Origin of the sequence: Peijinzhouia sedimentorum, assembly GCF_049340005.1 — a bacterium.
Lineage (GTDB): Bacteria > Bacteroidota > Bacteroidia > Cytophagales > Cyclobacteriaceae > CAXBDP01.
This window is the reverse complement of the sequence record NZ_JBMPIY010000001.1, coordinates 21,122-44,990: the sequence shown is the minus strand read 5'-3', so window position 1 is coordinate 44,990 and position 23,869 is coordinate 21,122. Positions and strand designations below refer to the sequence as shown.

25 protein-coding genes are annotated in these 23,869 nt (G+C 38.8%); 20 read left to right on the top strand and 5 right to left on the bottom strand.

What is annotated here, in order from left to right; all coding sequences use genetic code 11:
* The first annotated feature begins 69 nt into the window (after positions 1-69).
* Entirely contained in the window at positions 70-1,239 is a 1,170-nt protein-coding gene (locus ACOXY8_RS00220; protein ID WP_458329538.1) for an MFS transporter, read from the top strand.
* Positions 1,240-1,242: 3 nt separating this feature from the next.
* Here ACOXY8_RS00220 and ACOXY8_RS00215 read toward each other — a convergent pair whose 3' ends face one another.
* On the bottom strand, positions 1,243-2,682 hold the full coding sequence (locus ACOXY8_RS00215) for a M48 family metalloprotease (protein ID WP_458329537.1): 1,440 nt from the start codon (positions 2,680-2,682) through the stop codon (positions 1,243-1,245).
* Positions 2,683-2,876: 194 nt separating this feature from the next.
* Here ACOXY8_RS00215 and ACOXY8_RS00210 point away from each other — a divergent pair, with 194 nt between their 5' ends.
* The 5 genes from ACOXY8_RS00210 (at position 2,877) to ACOXY8_RS00190 (ending at position 9,034) form a co-directional block, all read left to right on the top strand.
* Positions 2,877-4,625, top strand: coding sequence for an ABC transporter ATP-binding protein (locus ACOXY8_RS00210; RefSeq protein WP_458329536.1), 1,749 nt, complete (start codon positions 2,877-2,879; stop codon positions 4,623-4,625).
* 129 nt (positions 4,626-4,754) lie between these two features.
* A complete protein-coding gene (gene mnmH / locus ACOXY8_RS00205; RefSeq protein WP_458329535.1) occupies positions 4,755-5,795 on the top strand; it encodes a tRNA 2-selenouridine(34) synthase MnmH in 1,041 nt (346 codons plus the stop codon).
* Entirely contained in the window at positions 5,782-6,822 is a 1,041-nt protein-coding gene (gene selD / locus ACOXY8_RS00200) for a selenide, water dikinase SelD (protein WP_458329534.1), read from the top strand. The genes mnmH and selD overlap by 14 nt, the downstream gene beginning before the upstream one ends.
* A 222-nt stretch (positions 6,823-7,044) precedes the next feature.
* Complete coding sequence (locus tag ACOXY8_RS00195) at positions 7,045-8,532, top strand: YfcC family protein (RefSeq protein ID WP_458329533.1); 1,488 nt, start codon at positions 7,045-7,047, stop codon at positions 8,530-8,532.
* A 103-nt stretch (positions 8,533-8,635) separates the two neighbouring features.
* The gene (locus tag ACOXY8_RS00190) at positions 8,636-9,034 is read left to right on the top strand and encodes a hypothetical protein (protein WP_458329532.1); all 399 of its coding nucleotides are present in this window, start codon (positions 8,636-8,638) and stop codon (positions 9,032-9,034) included.
* 2 nt (positions 9,035-9,036) lie between these two features.
* Here the strand turns inward: ACOXY8_RS00190 and ACOXY8_RS00185 are convergent, their stop codons facing one another.
* Positions 9,037-9,555, bottom strand: a complete 519-nt coding sequence (locus tag ACOXY8_RS00185) for a hypothetical protein (protein ID WP_458329531.1) — start codon at positions 9,553-9,555, stop codon at positions 9,037-9,039.
* 7 nt (positions 9,556-9,562) lie between these two features.
* Positions 9,563-10,045 (bottom strand): deoxycytidylate deaminase, encoded by a 483-nt coding sequence (locus tag ACOXY8_RS00180; protein WP_458329530.1) that lies wholly within the window; start codon positions 10,043-10,045, stop codon positions 9,563-9,565.
* A gap of 352 nt (positions 10,046-10,397) precedes the next feature.
* On the opposite strand from ACOXY8_RS00180, the gene ACOXY8_RS00175 reads away from it, so the two are divergent.
* The 7 genes from ACOXY8_RS00175 (at position 10,398) to lepB (ending at position 15,817) form a co-directional block, all read left to right on the top strand.
* The gene (locus tag ACOXY8_RS00175) at positions 10,398-10,733 is read left to right on the top strand and encodes an Mpo1-like protein (RefSeq protein ID WP_458329529.1); all 336 of its coding nucleotides are present in this window, start codon (positions 10,398-10,400) and stop codon (positions 10,731-10,733) included.
* A 161-nt stretch (positions 10,734-10,894) separates the two neighbouring features.
* Positions 10,895-11,575 (top strand): metal-dependent hydrolase, encoded by a 681-nt coding sequence (locus tag ACOXY8_RS00170; RefSeq protein WP_458329528.1) that lies wholly within the window; start codon positions 10,895-10,897, stop codon positions 11,573-11,575.
* Positions 11,576-11,591: 16 nt separating this feature from the next.
* A complete protein-coding gene (locus ACOXY8_RS00165; RefSeq protein WP_458329527.1) occupies positions 11,592-12,362 on the top strand; it encodes a ParA family protein in 771 nt (256 codons plus the stop codon).
* Positions 12,363-12,372: 10 nt separating this feature from the next.
* Entirely contained in the window at positions 12,373-13,287 is a 915-nt protein-coding gene (locus tag ACOXY8_RS00160) for a ParB/RepB/Spo0J family partition protein (protein WP_458329526.1), read from the top strand.
* A gap of 46 nt (positions 13,288-13,333) precedes the next feature.
* Positions 13,334-13,930: a DUF5683 domain-containing protein gene (locus ACOXY8_RS00155; protein WP_458329525.1), complete on the top strand. Its 597-nt coding sequence runs from the start codon at positions 13,334-13,336 to the stop codon at positions 13,928-13,930.
* Between the two features lie 4 nt (positions 13,931-13,934).
* Positions 13,935-14,651: a 4-hydroxy-tetrahydrodipicolinate reductase gene (gene dapB, locus ACOXY8_RS00150; protein WP_458329524.1), complete on the top strand. Its 717-nt coding sequence runs from the start codon at positions 13,935-13,937 to the stop codon at positions 14,649-14,651.
* Between the two features lie 89 nt (positions 14,652-14,740).
* The gene (gene lepB / locus ACOXY8_RS00145) at positions 14,741-15,817 is read left to right on the top strand and encodes a signal peptidase I (RefSeq protein WP_458329523.1); all 1,077 of its coding nucleotides are present in this window, start codon (positions 14,741-14,743) and stop codon (positions 15,815-15,817) included.
* A 4-nt stretch (positions 15,818-15,821) separates the two neighbouring features.
* On the opposite strand, the gene ung is transcribed toward lepB, so the two are convergent.
* Complete coding sequence (ung, locus tag ACOXY8_RS00140) at positions 15,822-16,484, bottom strand: uracil-DNA glycosylase (RefSeq protein WP_458329522.1); 663 nt, start codon at positions 16,482-16,484, stop codon at positions 15,822-15,824.
* Between the two features lie 75 nt (positions 16,485-16,559).
* Here ung and apaG point away from each other — a divergent pair, with 75 nt between their 5' ends.
* Positions 16,560-16,946, top strand: coding sequence for a Co2+/Mg2+ efflux protein ApaG (gene apaG, locus ACOXY8_RS00135; RefSeq protein ID WP_458329521.1), 387 nt, complete (start codon positions 16,560-16,562; stop codon positions 16,944-16,946).
* On the top strand, positions 16,946-17,755 hold the full coding sequence (locus tag ACOXY8_RS00130; RefSeq protein ID WP_458329520.1) for an O-methyltransferase: 810 nt from the start codon (positions 16,946-16,948) through the stop codon (positions 17,753-17,755). Before apaG ends, ACOXY8_RS00130 begins: the two co-directional genes overlap by 1 nt.
* Here ACOXY8_RS00130 and ACOXY8_RS00125 read toward each other — a convergent pair.
* Positions 17,729-18,319, bottom strand: coding sequence for a methyltransferase domain-containing protein (locus tag ACOXY8_RS00125; RefSeq protein WP_458329519.1), 591 nt, complete (start codon positions 18,317-18,319; stop codon positions 17,729-17,731). The two genes, ACOXY8_RS00130 and ACOXY8_RS00125, sit on opposite strands and share 27 nt — an antisense overlap.
* A gap of 87 nt (positions 18,320-18,406) precedes the next feature.
* On the opposite strand from ACOXY8_RS00125, the gene ACOXY8_RS00120 reads away from it, so the two are divergent.
* The 5 genes from ACOXY8_RS00120 to ACOXY8_RS00100 all read left to right on the top strand — a co-directional run bounded on the left by ACOXY8_RS00120 (position 18,407) and on the right by ACOXY8_RS00100 (position 23,861).
* Positions 18,407-19,300 (top strand): hypothetical protein, encoded by an 894-nt coding sequence (locus tag ACOXY8_RS00120; RefSeq protein WP_458329518.1) that lies wholly within the window; start codon positions 18,407-18,409, stop codon positions 19,298-19,300.
* An 86-nt stretch (positions 19,301-19,386) separates the two neighbouring features.
* A complete protein-coding gene (gene rpsF / locus ACOXY8_RS00115) occupies positions 19,387-19,749 on the top strand; it encodes a 30S ribosomal protein S6 (protein WP_458329517.1) in 363 nt (120 codons plus the stop codon).
* Positions 19,749-20,000, top strand: coding sequence for a 30S ribosomal protein S18 (gene rpsR / locus ACOXY8_RS00110; protein ID WP_458329516.1), 252 nt, complete (start codon positions 19,749-19,751; stop codon positions 19,998-20,000). Before rpsF ends, rpsR begins: the two co-directional genes overlap by 1 nt.
* A 30-nt stretch (positions 20,001-20,030) precedes the next feature.
* Positions 20,031-20,474 carry a 50S ribosomal protein L9 gene (rplI, locus tag ACOXY8_RS00105; RefSeq protein ID WP_458329515.1) on the top strand — a complete coding sequence of 148 codons (444 nt, stop codon included), beginning with the start codon at positions 20,031-20,033 and terminating at the stop codon, positions 20,472-20,474.
* A 270-nt stretch (positions 20,475-20,744) separates the two neighbouring features.
* Positions 20,745-23,861, top strand: coding sequence for a VPS10 domain-containing protein (locus ACOXY8_RS00100; RefSeq protein WP_458329514.1), 3,117 nt, complete (start codon positions 20,745-20,747; stop codon positions 23,859-23,861).
* Positions 23,862-23,869: the final 8 nt, after the last annotated feature.

Here is a 23,869-nt window from a genome sequence, read left to right as displayed (position 1 = left end):
GCAATTTCTCATCCTGTTCCATTTCTCAATTTTCTACTCTATCTTCATTTAATAACCAATTGAGGGAAATTGAAAAACTGGATAAAATTCACACTTTTACTTGCAAGCAGTCTTACGGTAATGTCAAGTGCAACTATTGCGGCATCACTACCAAAAATGGCTGCTGTCTTTTCTAATGTGCCTAATTCAGACTTTCTCGCAAAACTAATTCTCACCATCCCTGCCCTATTTATTGCCGTATTTTCACCCATATTTGGCAGATTGGCAGATAAAATTGGTCGGCTTTCCATCCTCAATATCTCATTGGTATTTTATGCATTTGGAGGAATTTCAGGTTTTTTCCTAGACAATATTTACTTGATTTTGGTAGGTCGTGCTGTATTAGGAATAGCCGTTGCAGGAATCGTCACAATGGCCATTACGCTATCTGGCGATTATTTCAAAGGAAAAGAGCGCGATCAGTTTATGGGATTGCAGGCGGCATTTATGGCGATGGGTGGAGTGATTTTCGTGAGTGGAGGAGGTTTTTTAGCTGATATCAGCTGGCGTTATCCATTTTTGATTTATGCTTTTTCACTTGTCGTACTCATCATGAGCGTGATACTATTGAAAAAGCCTATCGCCGATTCAGCAGATGCAGTGGATATGGACGAAAGTAAAATCCCTAAGGAGATTTGGAATATCTTTCTGTTGGCATTTTTGGCGATGGTCATTTTTTACATGGTACCAACACAAATACCTTTTGTAATCAAATCGATAGGTATTCAAGAAGCAAGTTATGCTGGAATTGCCATTGCAGTTACTACTCTTTCAGCATCAGTCTTGGGTTTATCGTACGGAAAAATCAAGCAGTTTTTATCCATTAAAGCCATATTCTATATCGTATTTACATTTATGGCATTGGGCTTTTTTATCATTCCATTTACTGATAGCTTTTCACAAGTAATTGGCTCTATGATTCTTGTAGGCATGGGAATGGGTCTTTTAATGCCAAATTTAAACACTTGGCTTTTGTCAGTAACACCTGAGTCTACCCGAGGTGCAGCTGTCGGTTTGATGAGCTCAAGTGTATTTATAGGGCAATTCTTCTCTCCCATTTTCACCGAACCGCTGAGTGAATATGGTATTGCGAATATTTTTGGCGTAGCGGGAGGTTTTTCGCTTATTATTATTGTGCCATTGGTTTGGTACATATTTCAAAGCAAAGCCTTATCTACCAAAACAGAAGTGATTAAATAAACTTTATTTCTCTATAACTTTAATCATTGTACCGGCTTGGATGCTTTGAGACAATTGCATTCCATTCAAAATAGCTAATTCCTCAAATCGGTCGCTTGGCACACCAAATGAACTCAATGCCGATTGCAAGGTAGTAGTTTGATTTAGCGTTTTAATTCTTACCAATTCAGGTTTGCGATTTAACTTTTCTGTATCCTTCAGCTCTTTGAAATTCTGCATAGTAGAAAGGAATGCTGGGCGATACTTAGTGAAGTTGGCCAAAGTAGACACACCCATAATATTATAGGTATTCCCTCCATAGCTTATCACGTAAGCTTGAGCTCTAATAGTACCTTCCTCCTGCTTTTGATCAGCAATCATAGCAATTGCAGGCAATCCATTCACAGTCACTTTATTCGATTCTACCAATTCAAGACCATATTGTTCAACTATTTGCGCTGCGGCAGCATCTACAGATGTACCTTGTGCTAATGAAAAAGACATCACAGCATCACCACTTTCTGGCGCCATTTGTACTTGCTGCGGCGTATTTTGGTGACTCCAGCTACTTGGAATTGGGAATTCAAATTTCAGTTCAGGATGATAAAAAATACCACCTTCTACAAAGCCTTGTTTTGGGTCTTCGCCGTAAATCAACCCATCAATTTTCTGTAAATAACTATTTCTATTAACTTGAGCATCAGTAAGATTCAATTTCGCTTTCCATTCTTTAGCTAATTGAGCTACGGTAGCATTTCTTTCAGAAGGCGAAGGGTGAGTAGATAAGAAATCAGGAATATTGCCAGCTCCTCCACTCTTCCGTTCTAGCGTATTAAAAAAGCCTGCCATTTCACTTGCGTCATATCCAATGCGGGAGGAATACTCCACTCCTAGCTCATCCGATTCTCGCTCAGCTTCACGCCCAAAGCTCATTAAAACCAATTGCATTCCTTGTGATAACGGTTCTGCAAATTGAGCTAACTCCGGAACAAATACAACACCTGCAATTAAGCCAATCTGACCCAATAGTGAATTTCTCTGTTGGATTACGCTATGTCTTGCAGTAACGTGCCCAATCTCATGACCAAGTACTCCAGCAAATTCTGCTTCATTATTGAAATGCGCCATAATACCACGTGTGAAATACACATAGCCACCAGGCACTGCAAATGCATTTAGCACCGGCGAATCCACAATCTTGAATTCATAATTTAAATCTGGCCTATGCGAAACAGCCGCCATCTCTTGGCCTTTTTGATCTATAAATTGCTGCAATTGCGGATTTTCATACAAGCCAAAAAAAGCAATAATTTCCGGATCAGCTTCTTGTCCCATTGCAATTTCCTGTGCTTCGGACATAAAAACCAATTGCTTTTTACCCGTAACAGGATTTACTGCACAGCTACTAATTGCCCAAATTGAAAAAGACAATATAAAGGCCGAGAATAAGATGTATTTTTTCATAATATAGAAATCAAGATTGAGCAAATAATAGTAAAAATAATAGAATAAAAAAGATGAACGAAAACGCTCAGTATTAAAAAAAATTGAATCAAATAATCTTTGATAGCTTACCTTGCAAAATATTTTAAGAATTCATTCGATCTTTAAAATTAGGTTAAAAATCAAGGATTCTCTCCTCAATACATTTATAAATTATGGCAAACTCCAAATCTCAAGGAAAGGTTAGTATCAGTCATGTATTTAAGACAATTATCTGGCCACGAAAAAATTATCTCCTTGGTGGCTTGTTTTTAATTATCATTAGCAGGTTATCTGGGCTGGTTTTGCCTTACGCAAGTAAGCTCCTTATGGATGAAGTAATACCAGAAGGAGATTTAGAAATGCTTAAATGGCTGATTATTGCTGTTGTTATAGCCATTGTTGTTCAATCAGTTACATCATTTGCATTAACTCAAATTCTAAGTGTAGAAGCTCAAAACCTGATCGCGAAATTACGTGCAAAAGTACAGCGTCATATAATTCAGCTACCTATCCGATTTTTTGACAATACTAAGACTGGAGAATTGGTTTCGCGCATCATGAGCGATGTGGAAGGTGTTAGAAATCTTGTTGGCACCGGCTTGGCACAAATGGTTGGTGGAATTATTACGGCAATTATCTGTTTGGTGCTGTTAATCTTAATAAGCCCAATGATGACCCTTTACGTGCTTGTGCCAGTAGCCATTTTTGGTCTTATCTCCTTAAAAGCATTTGGTAAAATTCGCCCGATATTCAGAGAACGCGGAGTTATAAATGCTCAAGTTACCGGCCGATTGACGGAAACACTTGGTGGAGTAAGAGTTATCAAAGGATTCAATGCCGAAGCACAAGAAATCAAGACCTTCGAAGACGGCGTGAATCGGCTATTCCTAAATGTGAAGCAAAGCTTAACTACCACTAGTATGGTCACTAGTTCAGCTACCTTATTGCTTGGTTTAGCTTCTGTCGGCATCATGGGCTTGGGTGGCTATATGATTATGAACAATGAGCTGACTTTTGGTGATTTCTTGGCATTTACACTTTATCTAGGATTTATGATTGCGCCAATATTGCAAATGAGCAATATTGGAAGCCAATTGACCGAAGCTTTTGCAGGCTTGGATCGAACTGAAGAAATAATGAACCTCCCGCTAGAAGATGATGGTACTAAGCGAAATTTAAGAATCCCGAATATCAAAGGTGATATTGTTTTCGATAATGTGGCATTTGCCTATGAAGAAGGAAAAGAAGTTGTAAAAGAAATCAGTTTCGAAGCTCCTGCTGGATCAGTAACTGCTTTGGTTGGTACTTCCGGATCTGGGAAAACAACTATTGCCGGTTTGGCTGCTTCATTCCTCAACCCAGATAGTGGAATTATTACTGTAGACGGTCACGATTTGCAGCAAATCAGTCTGGAGAGTTTTCGAAGCCAATTAGGTGTGGTACTGCAAGATGATTTCCTATTCGAAGGTACTATCAAGGAAAACATATTATTCCCAAGACCTGACGCTACTGAGGAACAACTGCAGCAGGCTGTTCATGCAGCCCATGTGCAGGAATTTACCAATAGATTTGAGGATGGTTTGGATACTCTGATTGGCGAGCGTGGAGTGAAACTATCGGGTGGCCAAAGACAGCGAATTGCCATTGCTAGAGCGGTGTTAGCGAATCCAAGAATCTTGATTTTGGATGAAGCCACTTCCAATCTGGACACAGAAAGTGAAACTCTTATCCAAGCGAGCTTGAAGGAGCTAATGAAAGGCCGAACCACATTTGTAATTGCCCACAGGCTCAGCACAATCCGCCAAGCTGACCAAATATTGGTGATTGAGCAAGGAAATATTGTAGAAAGAGGCAAGCATGACGAATTGATTGCAAAAGAAGGAAGGTATTATCAACTCTATACTTACCAAGCGAGGATTTGATGGAAGATCATCCTCCCACTTCAATCATCATTGGATTTATATTACTGTAGAAAATTATGTAAAGCATTATAAACTTTTACCTTGCAGATAGCTTAAGACTTAAATCAAACAGAACTAGGATTCCATCGGATGTCAGAAAAATTAATCTCTCTTGAAGAACTTTGGAAATTAAGGCTAATACACCCCATAGTCGATGCTCGTAGTGAGGCCGAATTTGCGCAAAGCCATATTCTAAGAGCTATTAATTTGCCCATTTTGAATAATGAGGAAAGGAAAATCGTTGGCACTATTTATAAGGAAGAAGGAAGTGAAAATGCTGTTTTAAAGGGCTTTGAATTAGTTGGCCCTCGCTTTCATGAAATCATAAAGGAGGCTATTTCATTAGTTCCTGATAAGAAAGTGATCATCTATTGTTGGCGTGGAGGAATGCGAAGCCAAATTCTTTCGTGGCTTTTGTCGATGGCTGGCTTTGAAGTATTTAGGCTCAAAGGTGGCTACAAAGTTTACCGCAGTTACACTTTTCAATTGGTAAGATCATCCTTTAAATTATTGATATTGGGTGGCAAAACCGGCACTGGGAAAACGGTGCTATTGCAACACCTGTCTAAAATGGGTGAGCAGGTTATTGACCTTGAAAAAATTGCTAATCATAAGGGATCTGCCTTTGGTGGAATTGGGCAAGGTGAGCAGCCTAGTGTAGAACAATTTGAAAATTTACTTGCTGAAGATCTTAGAGTTCTGAATTTCAAAAAAGCAATTTGGGTTGAAAATGAAAGTAGGTCAATTGGGCTCAATATAATCCCTACTGAGTTTTTTTATCAAATGCAAAATGCTCCACTTATTGAAATTGAAAAAAGTGATGAAAATCGCATTGCACATATTGCAGCCGAATATGGCTATCTCCCTCAAAAAGAATTAATTGACGCAGTCATAAAACTTCGTAAAAGACTTGGTATTCAAAGAACAAATGAGGCTATTGAAGCCATCAAAAATCAACAAAATAGGGAGTGGATCAGTAATCTTTTGATATACTATGATGCCACGTATGCGCATGGAATGAAACGTCAAAACAATCAACAATACAAGCCTATCAATATTGACGGAAAATCTGTGGAGCAAGCATGTAAAATGCTAATCAGGAAAAAGGAGGAAGTTTATGGAGAAGAATGAAATTAGATTGACAGAATATAGCGAAGGATCAGGTTGCGGGTGCAAGATAGCTCCGGCAATTTTAGAGGAAATTCTATCTGCTAGCAATACCTGGCAAAAGCCAGATAAAAATTTATTGGTTGGCAATCATCAGAAAGACGATGCAGCAGTTTATCAGCTTAGTGAGGATATTGCCATTATTAATACAGTTGATTTCTTTACACCCATCGTTAACGATGCATTTGATTTTGGTAGAATCGCTGCGGCAAATGCCCTTTCCGATGTATTTGCAATGGGTGGTAGGCCAATTTTTGCAAATGCAATTTTAAGTTGGCCCGTTGATAAGCTTCCTCCCGCTTTAGCGGCACAAGTGCTAGAAGGTGCCAAACAAATCTGTCAGGAAGCGGGAGTAACTATAGCTGGCGGACATAGTATTGCTGCAAAAGATCCTATTTTTGGTTTGTCTGTTTGTGGTACGGTTCATCCTAAAAACATCAAAAGTAATAGTTCTGCAAAAGCTGGCGATTTGATTTATCTAACTAAGAAACTTGGAATTGGCGTATTGGCTACAGCCCTCAAACGAAATAAAATTGAGTCTCAAGATTTGGAAAACATGCTTGCAACAACTTGTAAATTAAATTCAGTAGGGATTGAATTGGGTGATCAAAAATATGTGCATGCAATGACCGACGTTACAGGTTTTGGGCTTTTGGGGCATTTGATTGAAATGTGTGAAGGTGCAGATATTTCCGCTCAAATAAATGCGGCAGATTTGCCCGTATTAGATGGAATTCAGAAGTATCTGGAACAGATGATTTTTCCAGACAATACTTATAGAAACTGGAATGCATTCGGCCAAAAAGCGGGAGGTAGTGCGGGACTGCAGCTGGTTCAGCTATGTGATCCGCAAACCAGCGGCGGTTTACTCATTTCAGTAGATCCCAATGCTAAGGCTGAATTTGAAGCCCTAATGAAACAAACTAAAAATGATGCCTTTCATATAGGCCAATTTACTGCTAAAGCTGATAAAGCTGTACATGTAGTTTAAATCCCTATTTGTTTTATAATTACAGTGACTATGATCTTGTGGACTATTTTCTGGTTGCAATTACATCTATGACTCTTTATTTAGCAGGTGTATTTAAAGAGAAATAGTGGTTTTAATAATCTAGGATATCAATTTTAGGTTTAGGAAATTCCCTTTATTGCAGATATATTTAGGAAGCTATTAGTATAAAATCTAATTAGTTAACCTTAACTGACAAAATGAATGAAGTTTCCCTCTGCAATTACCATTCTGCTTGTTATCGCAGGATTGGTTGCGATTTCCACTTGGCTAATTCCTGCTGGTAGTTTCGACAGCATTTCCTACAATGCGGATGAACAAAGCTTTATCAGAAAAGGAATTCATTCCACTACAACTCTTCCTGCAACTCAAGCAACACTTGACGAATTAAACGTAAAAATCCCAGTTGAAAAATTCACCAGCGGGGCAATTTACCGACCCGTAAGTATCCCGGGAACCTATCAAAATGTAACAGCTAAACCGCAAGGATTTGCAGCTTTTGTGCTGTCTCCTATGAAAGGAATTATCCAAGCAGCCGATATAATATTCTTGGTGTTGATTATGGGCGGATTGATTGGTGTGATGAACGCTTCAGGCTCATTCACCGCCGGTATTGCATGGCTTACCCATTTACTGAAGAATAAAGAGTTTTTGCTTATTATTTTAACCACCTTTCTGGTTGCTTTAGGTGGCACTACATTTAGTTTTGGAGAAGAAGCAATTGCGCTCTATTTGATCATTGTGCCCGTATTTATGGCTGCCGGCTACGATGCCCTTGTAGGTTTCGCATGTGTTTTCTTGGGCTCTTGTGTTGGGATTATGTGCTCCACTATTAGTCCATTTATGACGATAATAGCTTCAGATGCAGCTGGAATAGTATGGACAACTGGATTGTATGGACGACTTGCCATGTTTATTATTTGCGTGAGTATTACCATCATTTACATTCTTAGATACGCCAGTAAAGTGAAGAAAAAACCTTCTTCCTCGATTGTATTTTCTGAAAAAGAAATTCTGGAAGAATACATGGGTATAAATGCGGAAAAAGAAATTGCACCACTGAATACTCAGCGTATTTTGATTTTACTCATTTTCATGAGCAGCTTTGTTTTAATGATTTTTGGCGTAAGCATTTTGGATTGGTGGTTTGTGGAAATCACCACACTTTTTCTGTGTACGACTATTATTGTTGGAATAATTGCCCGCATGAAGGAAACCGAATTTCTAGAAACCTTTATGAAAGGAGCGGGTGAATTACTTAGTGTGGCCTTTATTATTGGGATTGCACGCGGAGTGTCGATCTTGATGCAAGATGGAATGATCAATGATACCATTCTGTACTATTCAGCTTCCCTTACTGATGGCCTAGATAAAGGTGTCTTTGTAAATGTGATGTTCATCATTTACAATGGTTTGTCTTTTCTTATTCCATCATCTACAGGAATGGCTGTACTCACTATTCCAGTTTTTGCACCTCTGGCAGATACTGCTGGTTTTGGGCGGGAGGTAATTGTAAATACATTCCAATTTGGCAATGGACTATTCAATATTATAAATCCTACATCCTTGGTATTGCCTGGCTTGGCTGTGGTGAAAATTGGTTACAATCGCTTTTTAAGGTTTGTTTGGCCACTAATGCTGATTTTATTTATTGTCACGGTCATTTTCCTTACCATTCAAGTTTATAGCTGATTTATATTCTTTGATAATTCGGTTTGGACTGATTGTTTATAGGTATATTTACTGAGTAATTATTGAATCTTTCTTCAATTTTCAAGCAGCAATTTCTTCGACCATGAAAAAATACGGAAAAACAATCGGCATCATACTTTTCATCTCTTTGGCTATTTTCATTTACGTTCGATTCTTCTTCGTTTTTAGCGAAGGGGTAAAGGCTGGTGAATTAAATTACTATGAGAAAAAAGGAATAATCTTCAAAACCTACGAAGGCAGATTGGTACAAGCAGGTTTCCAAAGCCCTACAGCTGGAGCATTGCAAAGCAATGAGTTCCGATTCAGTACTATTGGTGGCGAGGTGGCCACTCAACTTGAGCGCGCAAGTGGCAAATTTATAGAAGTGAGATACAAGGAATATTTTGGTGCTTTGCCTTGGAGAGGAGCTTCGAATTACGTTGTTTTTGAGGTCCTTTCAATTGAAGATGCTGACCAAAAAAGAACCCTTCCAGTTCAATAAATCTAATTAAAGACTACACCTATCCGATATGGCCTAATAAATGACTGCTGCGTATTAAATAAACCAGTGCTCGCTTGAATACCAAGTTTAGGGCTAATCTGATATTTCAACCGAATACCCAAATCGGAAAGAAAAGTACCTGTTCCTCCCGCATATTGATTCCAAAGATGTGAGTAACCAATATTCCAATAAACGATAGGTGTAAATTTCCTATTCTTCAAAATGGCTAAACCCAAATCAGCATAACTTCCCAAGCCATTTACGCCTTCAAAATTCATATAGCTCAGACCAACTCCTACATTATACCGCTCTTTCAGAATCAGTCCGGCATTAACTTTTATATCAAAGCCATCCTTATCGGATAAATAATGACCTTTCCAATTTGGACCGGGATCCACATCTATTGTATTGAATCGATAAGCTAAATAGCCAAAATCTGATGAAAAATAAGTGGGTATTTTCTGCGCAAAAGAGGACGTAGAAATCAAAAGGAAAGCTATTAATGGAAGAATCCTTTTCATTGATGCCTCAAATCAAATGGGTGACATTATTGAGATTGCCCTGATATTTCTCTACTTCTACGCCGAACTTCTTCAAAAACTCCACTCCTTCTTCCTTGTCCAATCCCTTGAATTCGGCATAGCTATTGAGGAAAATCACCTTTTTGATCCCAATAGTAAAAATTACCCTTGAACATGCCAGACAAGGCGCAAGAGTAACATAAAGCGTAGATCCAGCAACATCTGTTTTGTTTTTCACTGCATACAAAATGGCATTTTGCTCGGCGTGTAAGGCAAGTGAACAGGAGCCTTTGGAATCGCGATCGCAACCAACACCTGGAAATTCCTCGTCACAATTGTGCGTGCCAGCAGGTGGACCATTATAGCCGATAGAGATAATACGCGTATCCTTCGTTAGCACTGCTCCCACATGGCGCTTTACACAATGAGAACGTTTGGCCAAGTTTACAGCCAATTCCATAAATATATCGTCGAAATGCGGTTTGCTCATAGGTCGGCTAAATTAGCGCATTCAATCTTGCCTAGCACATTAAAATCCTCTTTTCGGAAAAATTTTCAGCTAAAGAACCTTCATTCTGCAAATCGAGTTATTGATTGATAAAATAGAAATTGATGATTAAAACAAAGGAATGAAAAAACTTGATTGGAAATTAAGTAGCCCTTAGCCATTCCCGATGAATGAAAGGAATTTCCCAGGATTGGTTTAGCTTCTGAGTAATCATGGTTTAGTTAACTTTCGAATCTGCTCATATTGTGTTACAAATGGTTATACTCATTGACTAAAATCTATTGATTAAACCATAATATTTGGTTAGCTTAGGGTTCATTCTATGCATACATTTATGGCTACCGACAAAGACTATAAAAGCTTCAAGGAATTTTATCCATACTACTTGTCTGAGCATCAAGACGCAACATGTAGAGTGCTTCATTTCATTGGCACTTTCTTCGTATTTGTAGTTTTCTTTTGGACTATCGCTACTCAATGGTGGTGGGGATTTGCTGTAATTCCATTTATTGGATATGGCTTCGCTTGGGTTGGTCACTTTTTCTTCGAGAAAAACAAGCCAGCGACTTTCCAATACCCAGGCTACAGTTTAGCCTCAGACTTCAAGTTGTTTTTTGACATTATTTTGGGAAAAGAAAAACTAATTCCTAAAAAAGAAAATGCTCAATAAGTCGGTTAATATTTGATATAATTCATTTTACTAAAGATTTGATAATGAATTGATAATCGAAATTGGTCAAATTAGCTTCAAAAGCTAGCGTATGAAATCCTTTGCATTGAGCTTAAACTTATATATTTGCAGTACATCTGTTTAGAAAATTTACAATTATTATGAAAATAACTTTTCTAGGACATTCTTCATTTTTGATCGAAACAACAGGAAAAAGGCTATTATTTGATCCCTTTATTACACCAAATCCGCTGGCAAAGGACATCAACATTGATGAGCTAAAACCTGATTATATTTTACTATCCCATGGCCATGCCGACCACGTAGCAGATGCCGAAGAAATTGCCAAGAAAACAGGTGCAACAATTGTTGCCAATTTTGAAGTAGCAACTTGGTTTGAAAACAAGGGTGTAGAAAAAACGCATCCAATGAATCATGGAGGTAGTTGGGATTTTGATTTTGGGAGAGTAAAATATGTAAATGCAGTCCATTCTAGCTGCATGCCTGATGGTAGCTATGGAGGAAATCCAGGTGGCTTTGTAATCGAATCGGGTGGCAAAACTTTCTATTACGCAGGTGATACAGCTTTGACATTGGATATGAAATTAATTGGTGAAGAATTCAATATTGATTTCGCATTTATGCCAATTGGTAGCAATTTCACAATGGATTATAAAGATGCAATAAAAGCAGCAAAATTTGTAGACACCAAAAAGGTAATAGGAATGCATTTCGATACCTTTCCATACATTAAAATAAGCCATGAAGCGGCTTTAGAAGAAGCTTCGAAAAACGGAATAGATTTACAAATATTAGAAATCGGCGCCTCAGTTCAGCTGTAATGATTAGGATTTAGATATGAGCAAAATAATAGCAATAGCCAATCAAAAAGGAGGAGTAGGAAAAACCACTACGGCAATGAACTTGGCTGCTTCTTTGGCAGCATTGGATAAGAAAACCCTTTTGGTTGATGCTGATCCGCAAGCTAATTCTACTTCAGGCTTGGGACAAGATCCACGAGCTGGCCATTTGAGTATATATGAGTGTATGCTCGGCAACTCAGCCGTAAAGGATGCCATCCTCAAAACTGAAATCAAAGATTTAGACTTGGTGCCTTCCAATATCGATTTAGTAGGTGCTGAAGTGGAGATGATCAGCCTCGAGAATCGAGAAGAAAAGATGAGGGAATCTTTAGCTGAGGTAAAAGATGATTATGACTTTATAATTATCGATTGCTCTCCTTCTTTGGGCATCATCACTGTAAATGCTCTTACAGCATCTCATTCCGTAATTATTCCAGTGCAATGCGAATACTTTGCTTTAGAAGGATTAGGTAAATTGCTGAATACCATCAAAATAATTCAGAGTAGATTAAATAAAGATTTAGAAATCGAAGGCATTTTGCTCACAATGTATGATGCACGCCTTCGTTTATCCAATCAAATTGTAGATGAAGTAAACCTTCACTTTAAGGATATGGTATTCAGCTCCATTATCCCAAGAAACGTAAAACTTAGCGAGGCTCCAAGTTTTGGATTGCCTGTGATCCTGCATGATGCAGAAAGTAAAGGTGCCATTGCCTATATTAACTTAGCGCAAGAAATTCTGCAAAAGAACGGAATGGCTTAAGAAATCAACCATGAGCGATAAATCAAACCCAAAAAGACGTAATGCATTAGGTAGAGGACTTAGCGCCTTATTATCAGACAATCAGCAAGAAAGCCGTGATACAAGTGCAGACAGCACCGAGAATCCCTTGGGAACAATGCGCGAGATTCCACTTCGCCATATTCAGGTAAATCCCTATCAGCCAAGAACTTATTTCGATCAAGAGGCTCTTCAAGAATTAGCCGAATCTATCAGGGTTCAAGGAATCATTCAGCCAATTACAGTTCGTCAATTAGGAAGCAATTCCTATCAATTGATTTCTGGTGAGCGTAGATTACAAGCGTCGAAAATTGCTGGATTAGAGAAAATACCAGCATATATTCGAGTAGCCAATGATCAGCAAATGCTGGAAATGGCTTTGATCGAGAATATCCAAAGGGAAAACCTCAATGCAATTGAAATCGCTCTCAGCTACCAAAGATTGCTTTCCGAATGCGATCTGAAGCAAGAAGAATTGGGTGATAGAGTCGGTAAAAATAGAACCACCGTAAACAACTACTTAAGACTTTTAAGACTCCCACCAGACATTCAAGCCGGACTTAGAGATAATCTCATAAGTATGGGACATGCAAGGGCGTTGATCAATGTAGAAAAAGTCGATAATCAGCTGGCTATTTATCGAAAAATATTGGAAGAAGAGCTTTCTGTTCGAAAGGTAGAAAGCTTGGTGCGTGAGATGATGACGGCAAGAAGTCCAAAAAAGCAAGACACCACAAAACAGGCACCTTCTTTGCAAGGCGATTTGAAATCCGTTCAACAGAAATTGAGTTCTCATTTTGGAACTAAAGTGAACATAAAGTCTGATCAAGGCTACAAAGGTGACATCAAAATCCCTTTTGTATCTGCTGAAGACTTAAATAGGATTTTGGAAATTCTAGATATTTAATCTTTTTATGCTTCGTCTCCTTCTTATTTCCATTTGTTTGATATGGATGTCGCAATCCGTTGTAGCTCAGGTCAATCAACCACCTGGATCGAACAATCAAAATAGGCAACAGGATACTACAGGACTAGTGGAAGTTGATAAAAAACTCGAGAGAGCAAAAAGGGAATTGCAATTGTGGCGGGAGGAATTACTCGGATTACACTCGCCAAACAAAGCCGCTCTTTATTCAGCTGCTTTACCTGGCTTAGGCCAAATCTACAATGACAAATACTGGAAATTACCAATAATAGGTGGCGCTGCTGTTGTCACTGGTTATTTTATTAATTTCAACAATCGTCGCTACCTACTATTCCGTCGCTCCTACTTTGCAGAGATTGATGACGATCCCGAAACAGTAAACCTCGTTCCTAGATTCAATGCCGAAGGCCTACAGCGGAACCTCGATTACTTCCGTCGGAACAGAGACCTCTTATTTATCACTTCTGGAATTATATATTTGCTCAATATCGTAGATGCGCACGTGGATGCGCATTTGTATACCTTCGATATCAGTGAAGATGTAACCTTCAATAGCAAACCTACATTTATGACACTCCCTAATGGCATGCCTGTAGTTGGCATTTCATTATCGCTTAGATTATAACCAAATGAAGATAGCACTTATAGGATATGGCAAAATGGGTAAAACCATCGAGAAAATTGCCAAAGAAAGAGGCCATACAATTAGCCACATCATTGAAAAAGATTCTGCAAAGGGTATTGAAGTTCTACAGCCTGAAAATACAGATGTAGCTATTGAATTTTCACAACCAGAATCTGCTCTTCAAAACATTTTGTCATGTTTGCATCAAGGTGTACCTATCATTAGCGGCACCACAGGTTGGTTGGATAAATTACCCGAAGTTGAACAAGCTTGCAAAGAGAATAATGGAACCTTCTTTTACGCTTCAAATTACAGCATTGGGGTAAATATCTTCTTCAAGCTAAATAAGTACTTAGCCAAATTGATGAATGGACAAAGCGACTACAATGTGAGTATGAAGGAAATTCATCACACTGAGAAAAAGGATTCTCCTAGTGGAACTGCGTTGACATTGATAAACGATATTTTGCCGCATCAGCCAAAACTGAGCGGGTGGGTTGAAACACATGAAAAACCAACAGATAAACTGCCAATAGAATCGATAAGAGAAGGAAAAGTACCTGGAACGCATAGCATCACTTATACCTCCCGCATAGACCAAATTACCATAGAGCATGAGGCATTTGGTAGAGAAGGATTCGCTTTGGGTGCTGTATTAGTTTCTGAGTGGATCAAAGACAAAAAGGGAATGCTTAGCATGGAAAATTTCCTTTCATTCTGATTTTCTTGTTAATTGATACCATTTTCAACAAATAGCCTTAGCTTTATCGTTGTAAAAAATTAAAAAGACCCAATTAAGACTTGAAATAGATGAGTACAAAAAATAACAAGAAGAAAAAGTCGGCAGCAAGAGAATGGCTTGACGCTATTTTATTTGCAGTAATTGCCGCTACCATTATCCGTTGGTTATTTTTAGAAGCATACACCATTCCTACACCATCTATGGAGAAATCCCTGCTAGTAGGTGATTTCCTATTTGTAAGTAAAATGCATTATGGAGCAAGAACACCACAAACTCCATTACAAGTGCCTCTCACTCATCAATATATTTGGGGAACAGAAATTCCTTCTTATTTAGATTGGATTCAATTACCATCTTGGAGAGTCCCTGGTTTGTCAAAAGTAAAAAGAAATGATGTGGTTGTGTTCAATTATCCAGTTGAATTCGAGCACCCCACCGACTTGAAAACCCATTACATAAAGCGCTGTGTAGCTGTGCCGGGCGACGTAATTGAGATTAAAGATATGCAAGTGTATATCAACGGCGAGCTAGGAGAAACTCCGCCACAATTACAATTTAGGTATTTCCTACAGACCAAAGATCAGATTAATCAGCGTGTGTTTAATTCGTACGATATCAGTTTGGCTGAAACAAGAACATTGCCTGGCGGCTATATGATTTCTTCTTTACCCTCTACTGCAGATCAACTGAAGGCGTTACCATTTATTGAAAATGTGACGGTAGATAAGTGGCCTGAAGGCGAAGCAAATCCGCGTATATTCCCAAGTGCACGAAGCTTCAATTGGAATGAGGATTACTATGGTCCATTAATGATTCCAGGTGAAGGAATTACGATTGAAATCAACGAGGAGAATTTGGTGAAATATGAAATGGTGATCACCAAATACGAAGGCCACGAAAATGTCCGTATTGAAGGTGATAAGCTTTGGATTGATGATCAGCCGATTACAGAATATACCTTCAAGCAGAACTATTACTTTATGATGGGTGACAATCGCCACAACTCTGAAGACTCAAGATTCTGGGGATTTGTGCCTGAAGATCACGTTGTCGGCAAAGCACTTTTCATTTGGATGTCCATAGATGCAAATGAAAGTTTCTTCAAGAAAATCAGATTTGAAAGACTATTTAATATCATCCGTTAAGGATTTACCAAGCTATTTCAGTAAACCCATTTTGCTTTAAATAAGCATTGGTTTTACTGAAATGGCCATTTCCAAAAAAACCTCGATGAGCTGAAAGCGGAGATGGATGAGGTGATTCGAGCACCAAATGCTTTTGTCTATCAATAAAGCTTCCCTTCTTTTGTGCATACGCTCCCCAGAGCATAAATACTAGATTTTCTCTTTGCTCTGCCAATTGGCGAATGGCTGAATCAGTGAAGGTCTCCCAACCTTTATTTTGGTGTGAACCGGCTTGATGAGCTTGCACCGTGAGCGTAGCATTTAGCAACAAAACTCCCTGCTTTGCCCAACGCTCCAAATCTCCATTGGCTGGGATTTCAATTCCCAAATCGTTCTTAATCTCTTTGAAAATATTAACCAATGATGGCGGAAAAGGAACTCCATTTTTTACCGAAAAGCATAATCCATTCGCCTGACCTGGCCCGTGATATGGATCTTGTCCAAGAATTACGACTTTGACATCATCGAATGGACAAGCGTCAAATGCTTTGAAAATGGCATTTCCTGGAGGATAAACCGTTTTAGTTTTATACTCAGCTTTCACAAATTCGGCCAGACGAAGGAAATAGTCTTTTTTAAATTCATCATTTAGCTTGTTCTTCCACGATTCTGCTATTTTTACATTCATATTTCAAATATCTTTTGTCGCTGATAAACTTAGTAGCTGTAAATCTAGTTTTAGGATACAATAATCGGGATTAAAATGGTTACGCAAATTACAAATGGCATAAAAGTAAGTGTAGAAACCGAGTACCAAGCTGAATATTCCAGCCCGGCTCAGAATCATCATGTTTTTACCTATAAGATAACCATCGAAAATCATAGTGACAACACCATCCAGCTTCTCAGAAGACAATGGTACATTCACGATACCAATTGGCCAAAGCGAGAGGTAGAAGGCGAAGGAGTCGTTGGCCAACAACCCATACTTGAAAGTGGACAAATACATCAGTACGTTTCCGGTTGTAATTTACATTCAGGCATGGGCAAAATGTACGGCTATTTTGTAATGGAGCGATTGGTAGATGGAAAGCAATTTGAAGTGCAAATACCGGAATTCGTCATGTTTGTTCCACATTTGCTCAATTAATGGCCTTTGAAGTTCTCCAATACCGTATTCAGCATTGGCTAAAGGCTGTTGATGAGCAGTCTCTACACAGTCCGAGTTTATTTCAGCTCTACCAAATTCTCGCAAAAAAGAATTCTGCTTCATTTGATGAGATAGAAAAAATCAGAAAACAACTACGCGAGGATAAGCAAACAATTGAAGTAACTGACCTCGGCGCCGGAAGCAAAATGAAGCTTTCGAATAAACGTAAAATAAGCAGCATCGCGAAGAGCAGTCTTAATACGGCTTTTTGGAGTGAGACAATTTTCAACCTAATTGAGCATTTCAAGCCTTCGACTATTGTAGAACTAGGCACTTCCCTTGGCATAAATACGCTGTATCTTGCTTCAGCTAATCCAAATGCAAAAACCATCAGCTTCGAAGGTTGTCCGGAAATTGCGAGAATAGCGCTAAGTAACTTCAATAAGTTTCCCAATTTGGATATCCAAATCATCCAAGGGAATATCGACCAAACCCTCCCGCTATTATTGCAAAAGCAAGCGGATTGCAGCTTCTTTTATATCGATGCAAACCATACTTACGAAGCAACCAAGAGATATTTCGAGCTAATAATTTCGAATTCAACTGCCGATTCAATCTTGATTTTTGATGATATACATTGGTCAAGTGGTATGCACAGAGCTTGGCAGGAAATCGTCCAGCATCCAAAAGCTCAGCTTAGTATTGATCTTTTTAAGATTGGGCTGATATTTACCAATCCTGAATTGCCCAAATCACAACAAGTTTGGGAGTTGCGCAGACAATCAGATTCTCCGAAGCAAGATAAATAGCTCTCTACCTGCTCTCGGTTTTATGGAATTATAAGCTTCATCAAAAACCTCGAATTCAAAATATGGAGCAAAATATTTCTCGTACTCCTCAGCTGAACCACCATAAGGCGGGAATTCCAAATTGAGCGGACAATTGAAAAGCAATCCCATCAATTTTCCATTGGGCTTCAACAATTGATGCATCTTTTTGGCATAGTCAGAGCGCATTGTTAGTGGCAAGGCACAAAAAAAAGTTTGCTCCACAATCAAATCAAAGCGCTTTTCCAATTCAAAAAAATCTCCTTGGATCAAGTGATTCTCTGGAAATGATGGGCACCTAAGCTTCAAATTCTGCAATGGTTCAATGGCCAAATCAATTACCCAAACATTGCGAAAACCACTATTGAACAGGTATTCGGCTTCATAGCCATTACCGCAGCCCGGAATCAAAATCTCAATATCCTTATTTTTCAGCTGATCGAAGTATGCCTTTAGCGGTATGGTAATTCCTCCCGCATCCCAGCCAATCTGCTGGCTGCGGTATCGCTCGCTCCAATAGCTAGAGTCTAGTTTATTCTTGTTCATTTAATTGCATTTGCCAAAATTCCCAAACCTTTGTGAAAGCTTGGTATTTGATCTATTTTTGTAAAATTATTAATAAAGGTAACATCTATGAATGATTTGAAATTTATTATAAGCTTCATTTTAAATGTAGCCTTAGCATTAGTTATAGCTTATTTGTTTTTCAATTTGAATGAAGAAAAAACTGAGCGTATAGAGGAGAAAAATGAAAATGCCTTGGTAGTTGCCAATATAAGCAATGACTTATTGGTAATAAGTCGCGAATTGGATGAGAAAATAGAAAACATCCGCAGATTGGGCGGGAGGGTTGAAACGCTGCTTGAGATTAAGGAAGAGCTTGAAGAAGAAATTACAAACCTGCAAGAAAACAATACCATAAACCTTTTAAAAATCACTGATTTAAATAGAAGAATCAGAACCTTTGAAGCCACTATTAGAGAAAAGGAAAATGAGATAAATTCCTTACAAACGGCTACACGAGTGTTATCAAGCGAAAATGTAGATTTAAAAACTGAGAAAGAGCGCTTAGAAGAATCTGTATCAGAATATGAAAAAGCGCAAGAAGAGCTAAAAGAAAAAGCAGGATTGGCTGGTCGATTAAAAACGCAGGAAATCTCTCTTTTTGGGGTGAATAGAAGAGGCGCAGAAAGTGCCGATTTGCGTGAGAGACAAATTGAAAAGCTAATTGTCCGATTTACTATCGCAGCAAATTACGTAGCTATTCCCGAAAACAAAACCATCCTTGTTCAGGTACAAAACCCAGAAAATAAGGTCGTTTTTGATATTAATCATGGTTCAGGCACATTTATGTACGAAGGACTAGAGCAGTTTTATACCGCCAAAAAAGACATTTACTATGATCTCGATGAAATGAAAATTGAAATAGAACTGGACAGGATGAACAATTTGGATCCTGGCTCATACACTATTTCTATATTCGAAGATGATTATCTACTTGGCAGACAAAGCTTTATTATCAAGTAAATATTTGTCGTAGCTTTTGGCATAATCAATACAAATAGCTATTTTTGCGACTCGAAAAATTATTCTTTTCAATTTTAAATTAAATTATGAACAATCATTACGAAACGGTATTCATTTTAACTCCCGTTTTATCTGACGCTCAGATGAAGGATGCCGTTGAAAAATTCAAAACAGTGCTTACAGAGCGTGGCGCTGAAATCGTGAACGACGAGAACTGGGGACTTCGCAAACTAGCTTACCCTATTCAAAAGAAATCAACTGGTTTTTATCATCTGTTTGAGTACGCAGCTCCTACGAACATTGTGAATGCGTTGGAAACTGAATTCCGCAGAGATGAGAAAGTACTTCGTTTCTTGACGGTTGCTTGTGATAAGCATGCAATTGACTTCAACAAAAGAAGAAGAAATGGTGATTTTAACAAAAAAGCAGTTAAGGAGGAAAAAGTATAATGACACTCGTAAACGAACCAATTCACGGAAGTGAAATCAAAAAGAAATACTGCCGCTTTCGCAAGCATGGCATTAAGTATATCGATTACAAAGACAGCGATTTCTTGTTGAAATTTGTAAATGAGCAAGGTAAAATCCTTCCAAGAAGATTAACAGGTACAAGTGCTAAATTCCAAAAGAAAGTAGCTACTGCCGTAAAGAGAGCGCGCCATTTGGGTATGCTTCCTTACGTAACTGATTCATTGAAATAATTTGTCTACCCTTTTAAAATTTGAAACACAATGGAAGTAATTCTTAAAGATGACATCAAAGGGCTAGGCTATAAAAATGATGTAATATCAGTAAAGCCTGGTTATGGTCGTAATTACCTAATCCCTCAAGGTTTTGCAGTTTTGGCAAATCAGTCTAACAGAAAAATGTTAGCTGAAAACGTAAAACAAGCAGCTCACAAAGCAGAAAAAGTTAAGCAAGATGCGCAAGATATCGCTGACAAGCTGAACGGAGTATCGCTTACTATCAAAGCTAAAGCTGGAGAAAGCGGTAAAATATTTGGAGCGGTGACAACTCTTCAAATTTCTGACGCTTTGAGAGAAAAAGGTATTGAGATTGACAGAAAGAAAATTGCTTTCAACTCAGAAGTTAAGTTCTTAGGTTCTTACGAAGTTGAAATCGATCTACATAAAGAAGTGAAATCTACTATTCCTTTTGACGTAGTAGCAGATTAAGTTCTATATAAATTTCTTAAAAAGGTGGACTCGAAAGTTTCCACCTTTTTTTATGCCCAATTTTGAGCTACACCCTGCTAGCTCCTTCATCTTTCTTGGAAAATACTTCAAATATCTGGCCCCAGAAATAACTGATCGATCAAAATATTGTTGGTCAAAATTCAATTCCACTTCCGAAATATTGGTCATTTCATCCTCCCATCACATTTTATTTGCTTTCCAATCGGCTTTGAAATAGCTTATTATCCATAACCTTAAACTATTTCAATCATGCTGAAAAATTCAATGAAATGGTGCACATTAATTATCCTGATTTTTTCAGGTACATTAATAAATGCACAAAGCATTCCTCCTCAAGAGGCAATGAAATCCATGAAATGGCGATCCGTTGGGCCAGCAAATATGGGTGGTAGAGTCACCGATGTAGCAGGTATCCCAGGCGATTATAGCACTTTCTATTTTGCAGGTGCCGATGGTGGTATTTTCAAGACAACAAATGGTGGTGTCACATTCGATGCGCTATTCCAAAATGAGCGAGTACTATCTGTAGGTGCGATCGGACTTGCTCCTTCAAATACTGATATCATTTATATTGGCACTGGCGAGGGAGACCCTCGTAATAGTGTGCAGTATGGCAATGGCGTCTATCGTTCTGATGATGGTGGCAAAACGTGGGATCATCGTGGCCTTCCTAAAACAGAGCGTATTAAGCGAATCCTTGTGCACCCTACTAACCCAGATTGGGCTTGTGTGTGTGCCTTGGGTAGAGAATGGGGACCAAACCCAGAAAGAGGTGTTTTCAAAACAACTGATGGAGGTAAAAACTGGAAAAAAGTACTTCACATTGATGAAGATCACGGTTGCTCCGATGTAGCAATGGAGCCGGGCAATCCTGATGTGTTGTATGCTGGCATGTGGTATTTCCGTCGTAAGCCTTGGTTATTTACTGATGGTGGCCACCAAACTGCTGCTTACAAATCAACTGATGGCGGTGAAACTTGGAAGAAAATCATGAATGGATTACCAGATCAGCCTATGGCTAGAATAGGTTTTTCAGTTTCTAAAAGCAGCCCGAATATCGTGTATATGATTACCGAATTCAAAGACGCTGGTATTCTATTCAAATCTGAGAATAGAGGCGAAGAATGGACCATGGTAAATCCTGATCCAAACTTGAACTTCCGTCCATTCTACTACTCAGATGTACGCGTAGATCCAAACAATCCTGATGTGCTCTACACTTTATCCGGAAGGCTTTCAAAAAGTGTTGATGGAGGAAAAACCTTCGAAAGAATTGGTGGAAGCGTTCACGGAGATCACCAAGCACTTTGGATTGACCCAACAAATTCCAACAGAATAATCAGTGGAAGTGACGGTGGATATCAGCTATCATTTGATGGTGGTGAGACTTTCGATATTATTAATAATGTAGTGCTTTCACAGTATTATCAGATATTCTTAGATGATAAAGAGCCTTATAATATTTATGGTGGATTGCAAGATAATGGTACCTGGTATGGCCCAAGCAACTCGCTAGATAATGCTGGTATCATGAAACGCCACTGGAGAAAATTAGCGGGAGGTGATGGATATTACGCTGTGCCAATTCCGGGCGAAGAGCATGAAGTTTACTCCAACTTACAAGGCGGTGTGATCTTCCACGTGGATACTCGCTATGGTAATATTAGAAATATACACCCATATCCAAAAATCATTGGTTCTGCAGGTGATGCCATTTTCGATCACAAGTATCGCTTCAATTGGGACTCTCCTATTCACGTTTCTCCTAACGATCCAAACACCGTTTACTTCGGTGGTAACGTACTTTTCCGCTCTACGGATAGAGGTTATACATGGGAGGAAATCAGTCCTGATTTGACGACCAACGATAAGAGCAAACAACAATCCTCTGGTGGTGAAATCTATTCTGATAACACCGCAGCCGAATTCCATTGTACCATATTAGCAATTGCAGAATCTCCACTAGATAAAAATGTAATTTGGGTAGGTACAGATGATGGCAATATCCAACTAACGAAAGATGGTGGTAAAACCTGGACGAAGCTAAATGATAAAATCCCAGGCTTACCGGCATTCTCATGGATCAGCAAAATAGATGCTTCTGTTCATACGCCAGGTACAGCATTTATTGCGGTTGATCAACACAGATTAGACGATTTCAAACCATATATTTTCATCACGACTGATTTTGGTGAGACTTGGACGAAAGCTGTAAATGGCTTGCCGGAAGATGATTATGTACGTGTAGTTAGACAAAACCCTAACAATCCAAACTTCCTTGTTGCCGGAATGGAAACAGCAATTTACGGTAGCTGGGACTATGGCAAAAACTGGGTAAAAATGAATAACAATCTTCCTTCTGCTTCAGTACATGATTTACAATTCCAGAAAAGAGAAAGTGATATTGTAGTAGCAACTCACGGTCGTGGCATTTGGATTTTGGATGATGCGAAAGCACTTGAAAACTACAATAATGTTGGCAACAAGTCACTGCATGTATTTGATCCAAAGCCAGCTACATTATGGCACTATTATACACAAATTGAGGATTTGGGTGAAAAGGTATATAGAGCTCCAAACCCTGAATTTGGTGCTTATATCAATTTCTATTTAGCGAATAAACCAAGCGAAGATGTAACTGTAAGTATCACCAATGCTAAAGGTGAATTGGTAAGAGATTTGACCTTTGATAAAGGTGATGCTGGACTCAATAGAGTGATTTGGGATTTGAGATACAATGGTCCGACGCCATTATCTGGAGCACCTACCACTGGATGGGGTTCATTTACATCAGGTCCAAGAGTGCCACCTGGAATGTATACAGCTAAATTGACTGCAAATGGTCAAAGCCAAGCAGTGAAAATTGAAGTGAAAGCTGATCCTCGTATCAATTTGCAGCCAAACTATTATGCTCAAAAAGATCAAACTTTAAAGGAGTTTATGATTTTGCTTGGTTCCGCCAATGAAATGATAAATGCGACAACAGCTATTAATGAGCAATTGGGCGAACTGAACAAAGGTCTTGAAGCTGGCTCGATTGAAAACCGCAGCAATGTGCTTAGTGATGTGAAATCAGCTCTACAAAAGGTACTTGACTTGGATGAGGAGTTACGCAGACCGCCAAACTCCATGACCTATCGTACGAAGCCTAGACTGAGAGAGGAAATCATGGCTATCATGAATGCCATTGATGGAGCAACAGCTCGTCCTACAGATCAGCAGGTTGGAAGAATAGTTGAATTGCAAGCAGATACCAAAATGGTAACTAGAATGTTGCAGGACTTTATTGAAACTGAACTTGCCCAAATTAATGCGAAATTGGCAGGACCAGATGCAATAAAGATTGACTTAGAAAAAAGAGAGTAACCGGCCTT

Coding starts and splice junctions, on each gene's coding strand:
- rplI (WP_458329515.1), top strand. CDS start 20,031: ATGGAAGTAATTCTTAAAGATGACATCAAAGGGCTAGGCTATAAAAAT.
- ACOXY8_RS00180 (WP_458329530.1), bottom strand. CDS start 10,045: ATGAGCAAACCGCATTTCGACGATATATTTATGGAATTGGCTGTAAAC.
- ung (WP_458329522.1), bottom strand. CDS start 16,484: ATGAATGTAAAAATAGCAGAATCGTGGAAGAACAAGCTAAATGATGAA.
- ACOXY8_RS00190 (WP_458329532.1), top strand. CDS start 8,636: ATGAAAAAATACGGAAAAACAATCGGCATCATACTTTTCATCTCTTTG.
- ACOXY8_RS00175 (WP_458329529.1), top strand. CDS start 10,398: ATGGCTACCGACAAAGACTATAAAAGCTTCAAGGAATTTTATCCATAC.
- ACOXY8_RS00185 (WP_458329531.1), bottom strand. CDS start 9,555: ATGAAAAGGATTCTTCCATTAATAGCTTTCCTTTTGATTTCTACGTCC.
- ACOXY8_RS00125 (WP_458329519.1), bottom strand. CDS start 18,319: ATGAACAAGAATAAACTAGACTCTAGCTATTGGAGCGAGCGATACCGC.
- ACOXY8_RS00195 (WP_458329533.1), top strand. CDS start 7,045: ATGAAGTTTCCCTCTGCAATTACCATTCTGCTTGTTATCGCAGGATTG.
- rpsF (WP_458329517.1), top strand. CDS start 19,387: ATGAACAATCATTACGAAACGGTATTCATTTTAACTCCCGTTTTATCT.
- ACOXY8_RS00130 (WP_458329520.1), top strand. CDS start 16,946: ATGGCCTTTGAAGTTCTCCAATACCGTATTCAGCATTGGCTAAAGGCT.
- ACOXY8_RS00170 (WP_458329528.1), top strand. CDS start 10,895: ATGAAAATAACTTTTCTAGGACATTCTTCATTTTTGATCGAAACAACA.
- ACOXY8_RS00100 (WP_458329514.1), top strand. CDS start 20,745: ATGCTGAAAAATTCAATGAAATGGTGCACATTAATTATCCTGATTTTT.
- mnmH (WP_458329535.1), top strand. CDS start 4,755: ATGTCAGAAAAATTAATCTCTCTTGAAGAACTTTGGAAATTAAGGCTA.
- lepB (WP_458329523.1), top strand. CDS start 14,741: ATGAGTACAAAAAATAACAAGAAGAAAAAGTCGGCAGCAAGAGAATGG.
- ACOXY8_RS00160 (WP_458329526.1), top strand. CDS start 12,373: ATGAGCGATAAATCAAACCCAAAAAGACGTAATGCATTAGGTAGAGGA.
- dapB (WP_458329524.1), top strand. CDS start 13,935: ATGAAGATAGCACTTATAGGATATGGCAAAATGGGTAAAACCATCGAG.
- ACOXY8_RS00215 (WP_458329537.1), bottom strand. CDS start 2,682: ATGAAAAAATACATCTTATTCTCGGCCTTTATATTGTCTTTTTCAATT.
- ACOXY8_RS00210 (WP_458329536.1), top strand. CDS start 2,877: ATGGCAAACTCCAAATCTCAAGGAAAGGTTAGTATCAGTCATGTATTT.
- selD (WP_458329534.1), top strand. CDS start 5,782: ATGGAGAAGAATGAAATTAGATTGACAGAATATAGCGAAGGATCAGGT.
- apaG (WP_458329521.1), top strand. CDS start 16,560: ATGGTTACGCAAATTACAAATGGCATAAAAGTAAGTGTAGAAACCGAG.
- rpsR (WP_458329516.1), top strand. CDS start 19,749: ATGACACTCGTAAACGAACCAATTCACGGAAGTGAAATCAAAAAGAAA.
- ACOXY8_RS00155 (WP_458329525.1), top strand. CDS start 13,334: ATGTCGCAATCCGTTGTAGCTCAGGTCAATCAACCACCTGGATCGAAC.
- ACOXY8_RS00120 (WP_458329518.1), top strand. CDS start 18,407: ATGAATGATTTGAAATTTATTATAAGCTTCATTTTAAATGTAGCCTTA.
- ACOXY8_RS00165 (WP_458329527.1), top strand. CDS start 11,592: ATGAGCAAAATAATAGCAATAGCCAATCAAAAAGGAGGAGTAGGAAAA.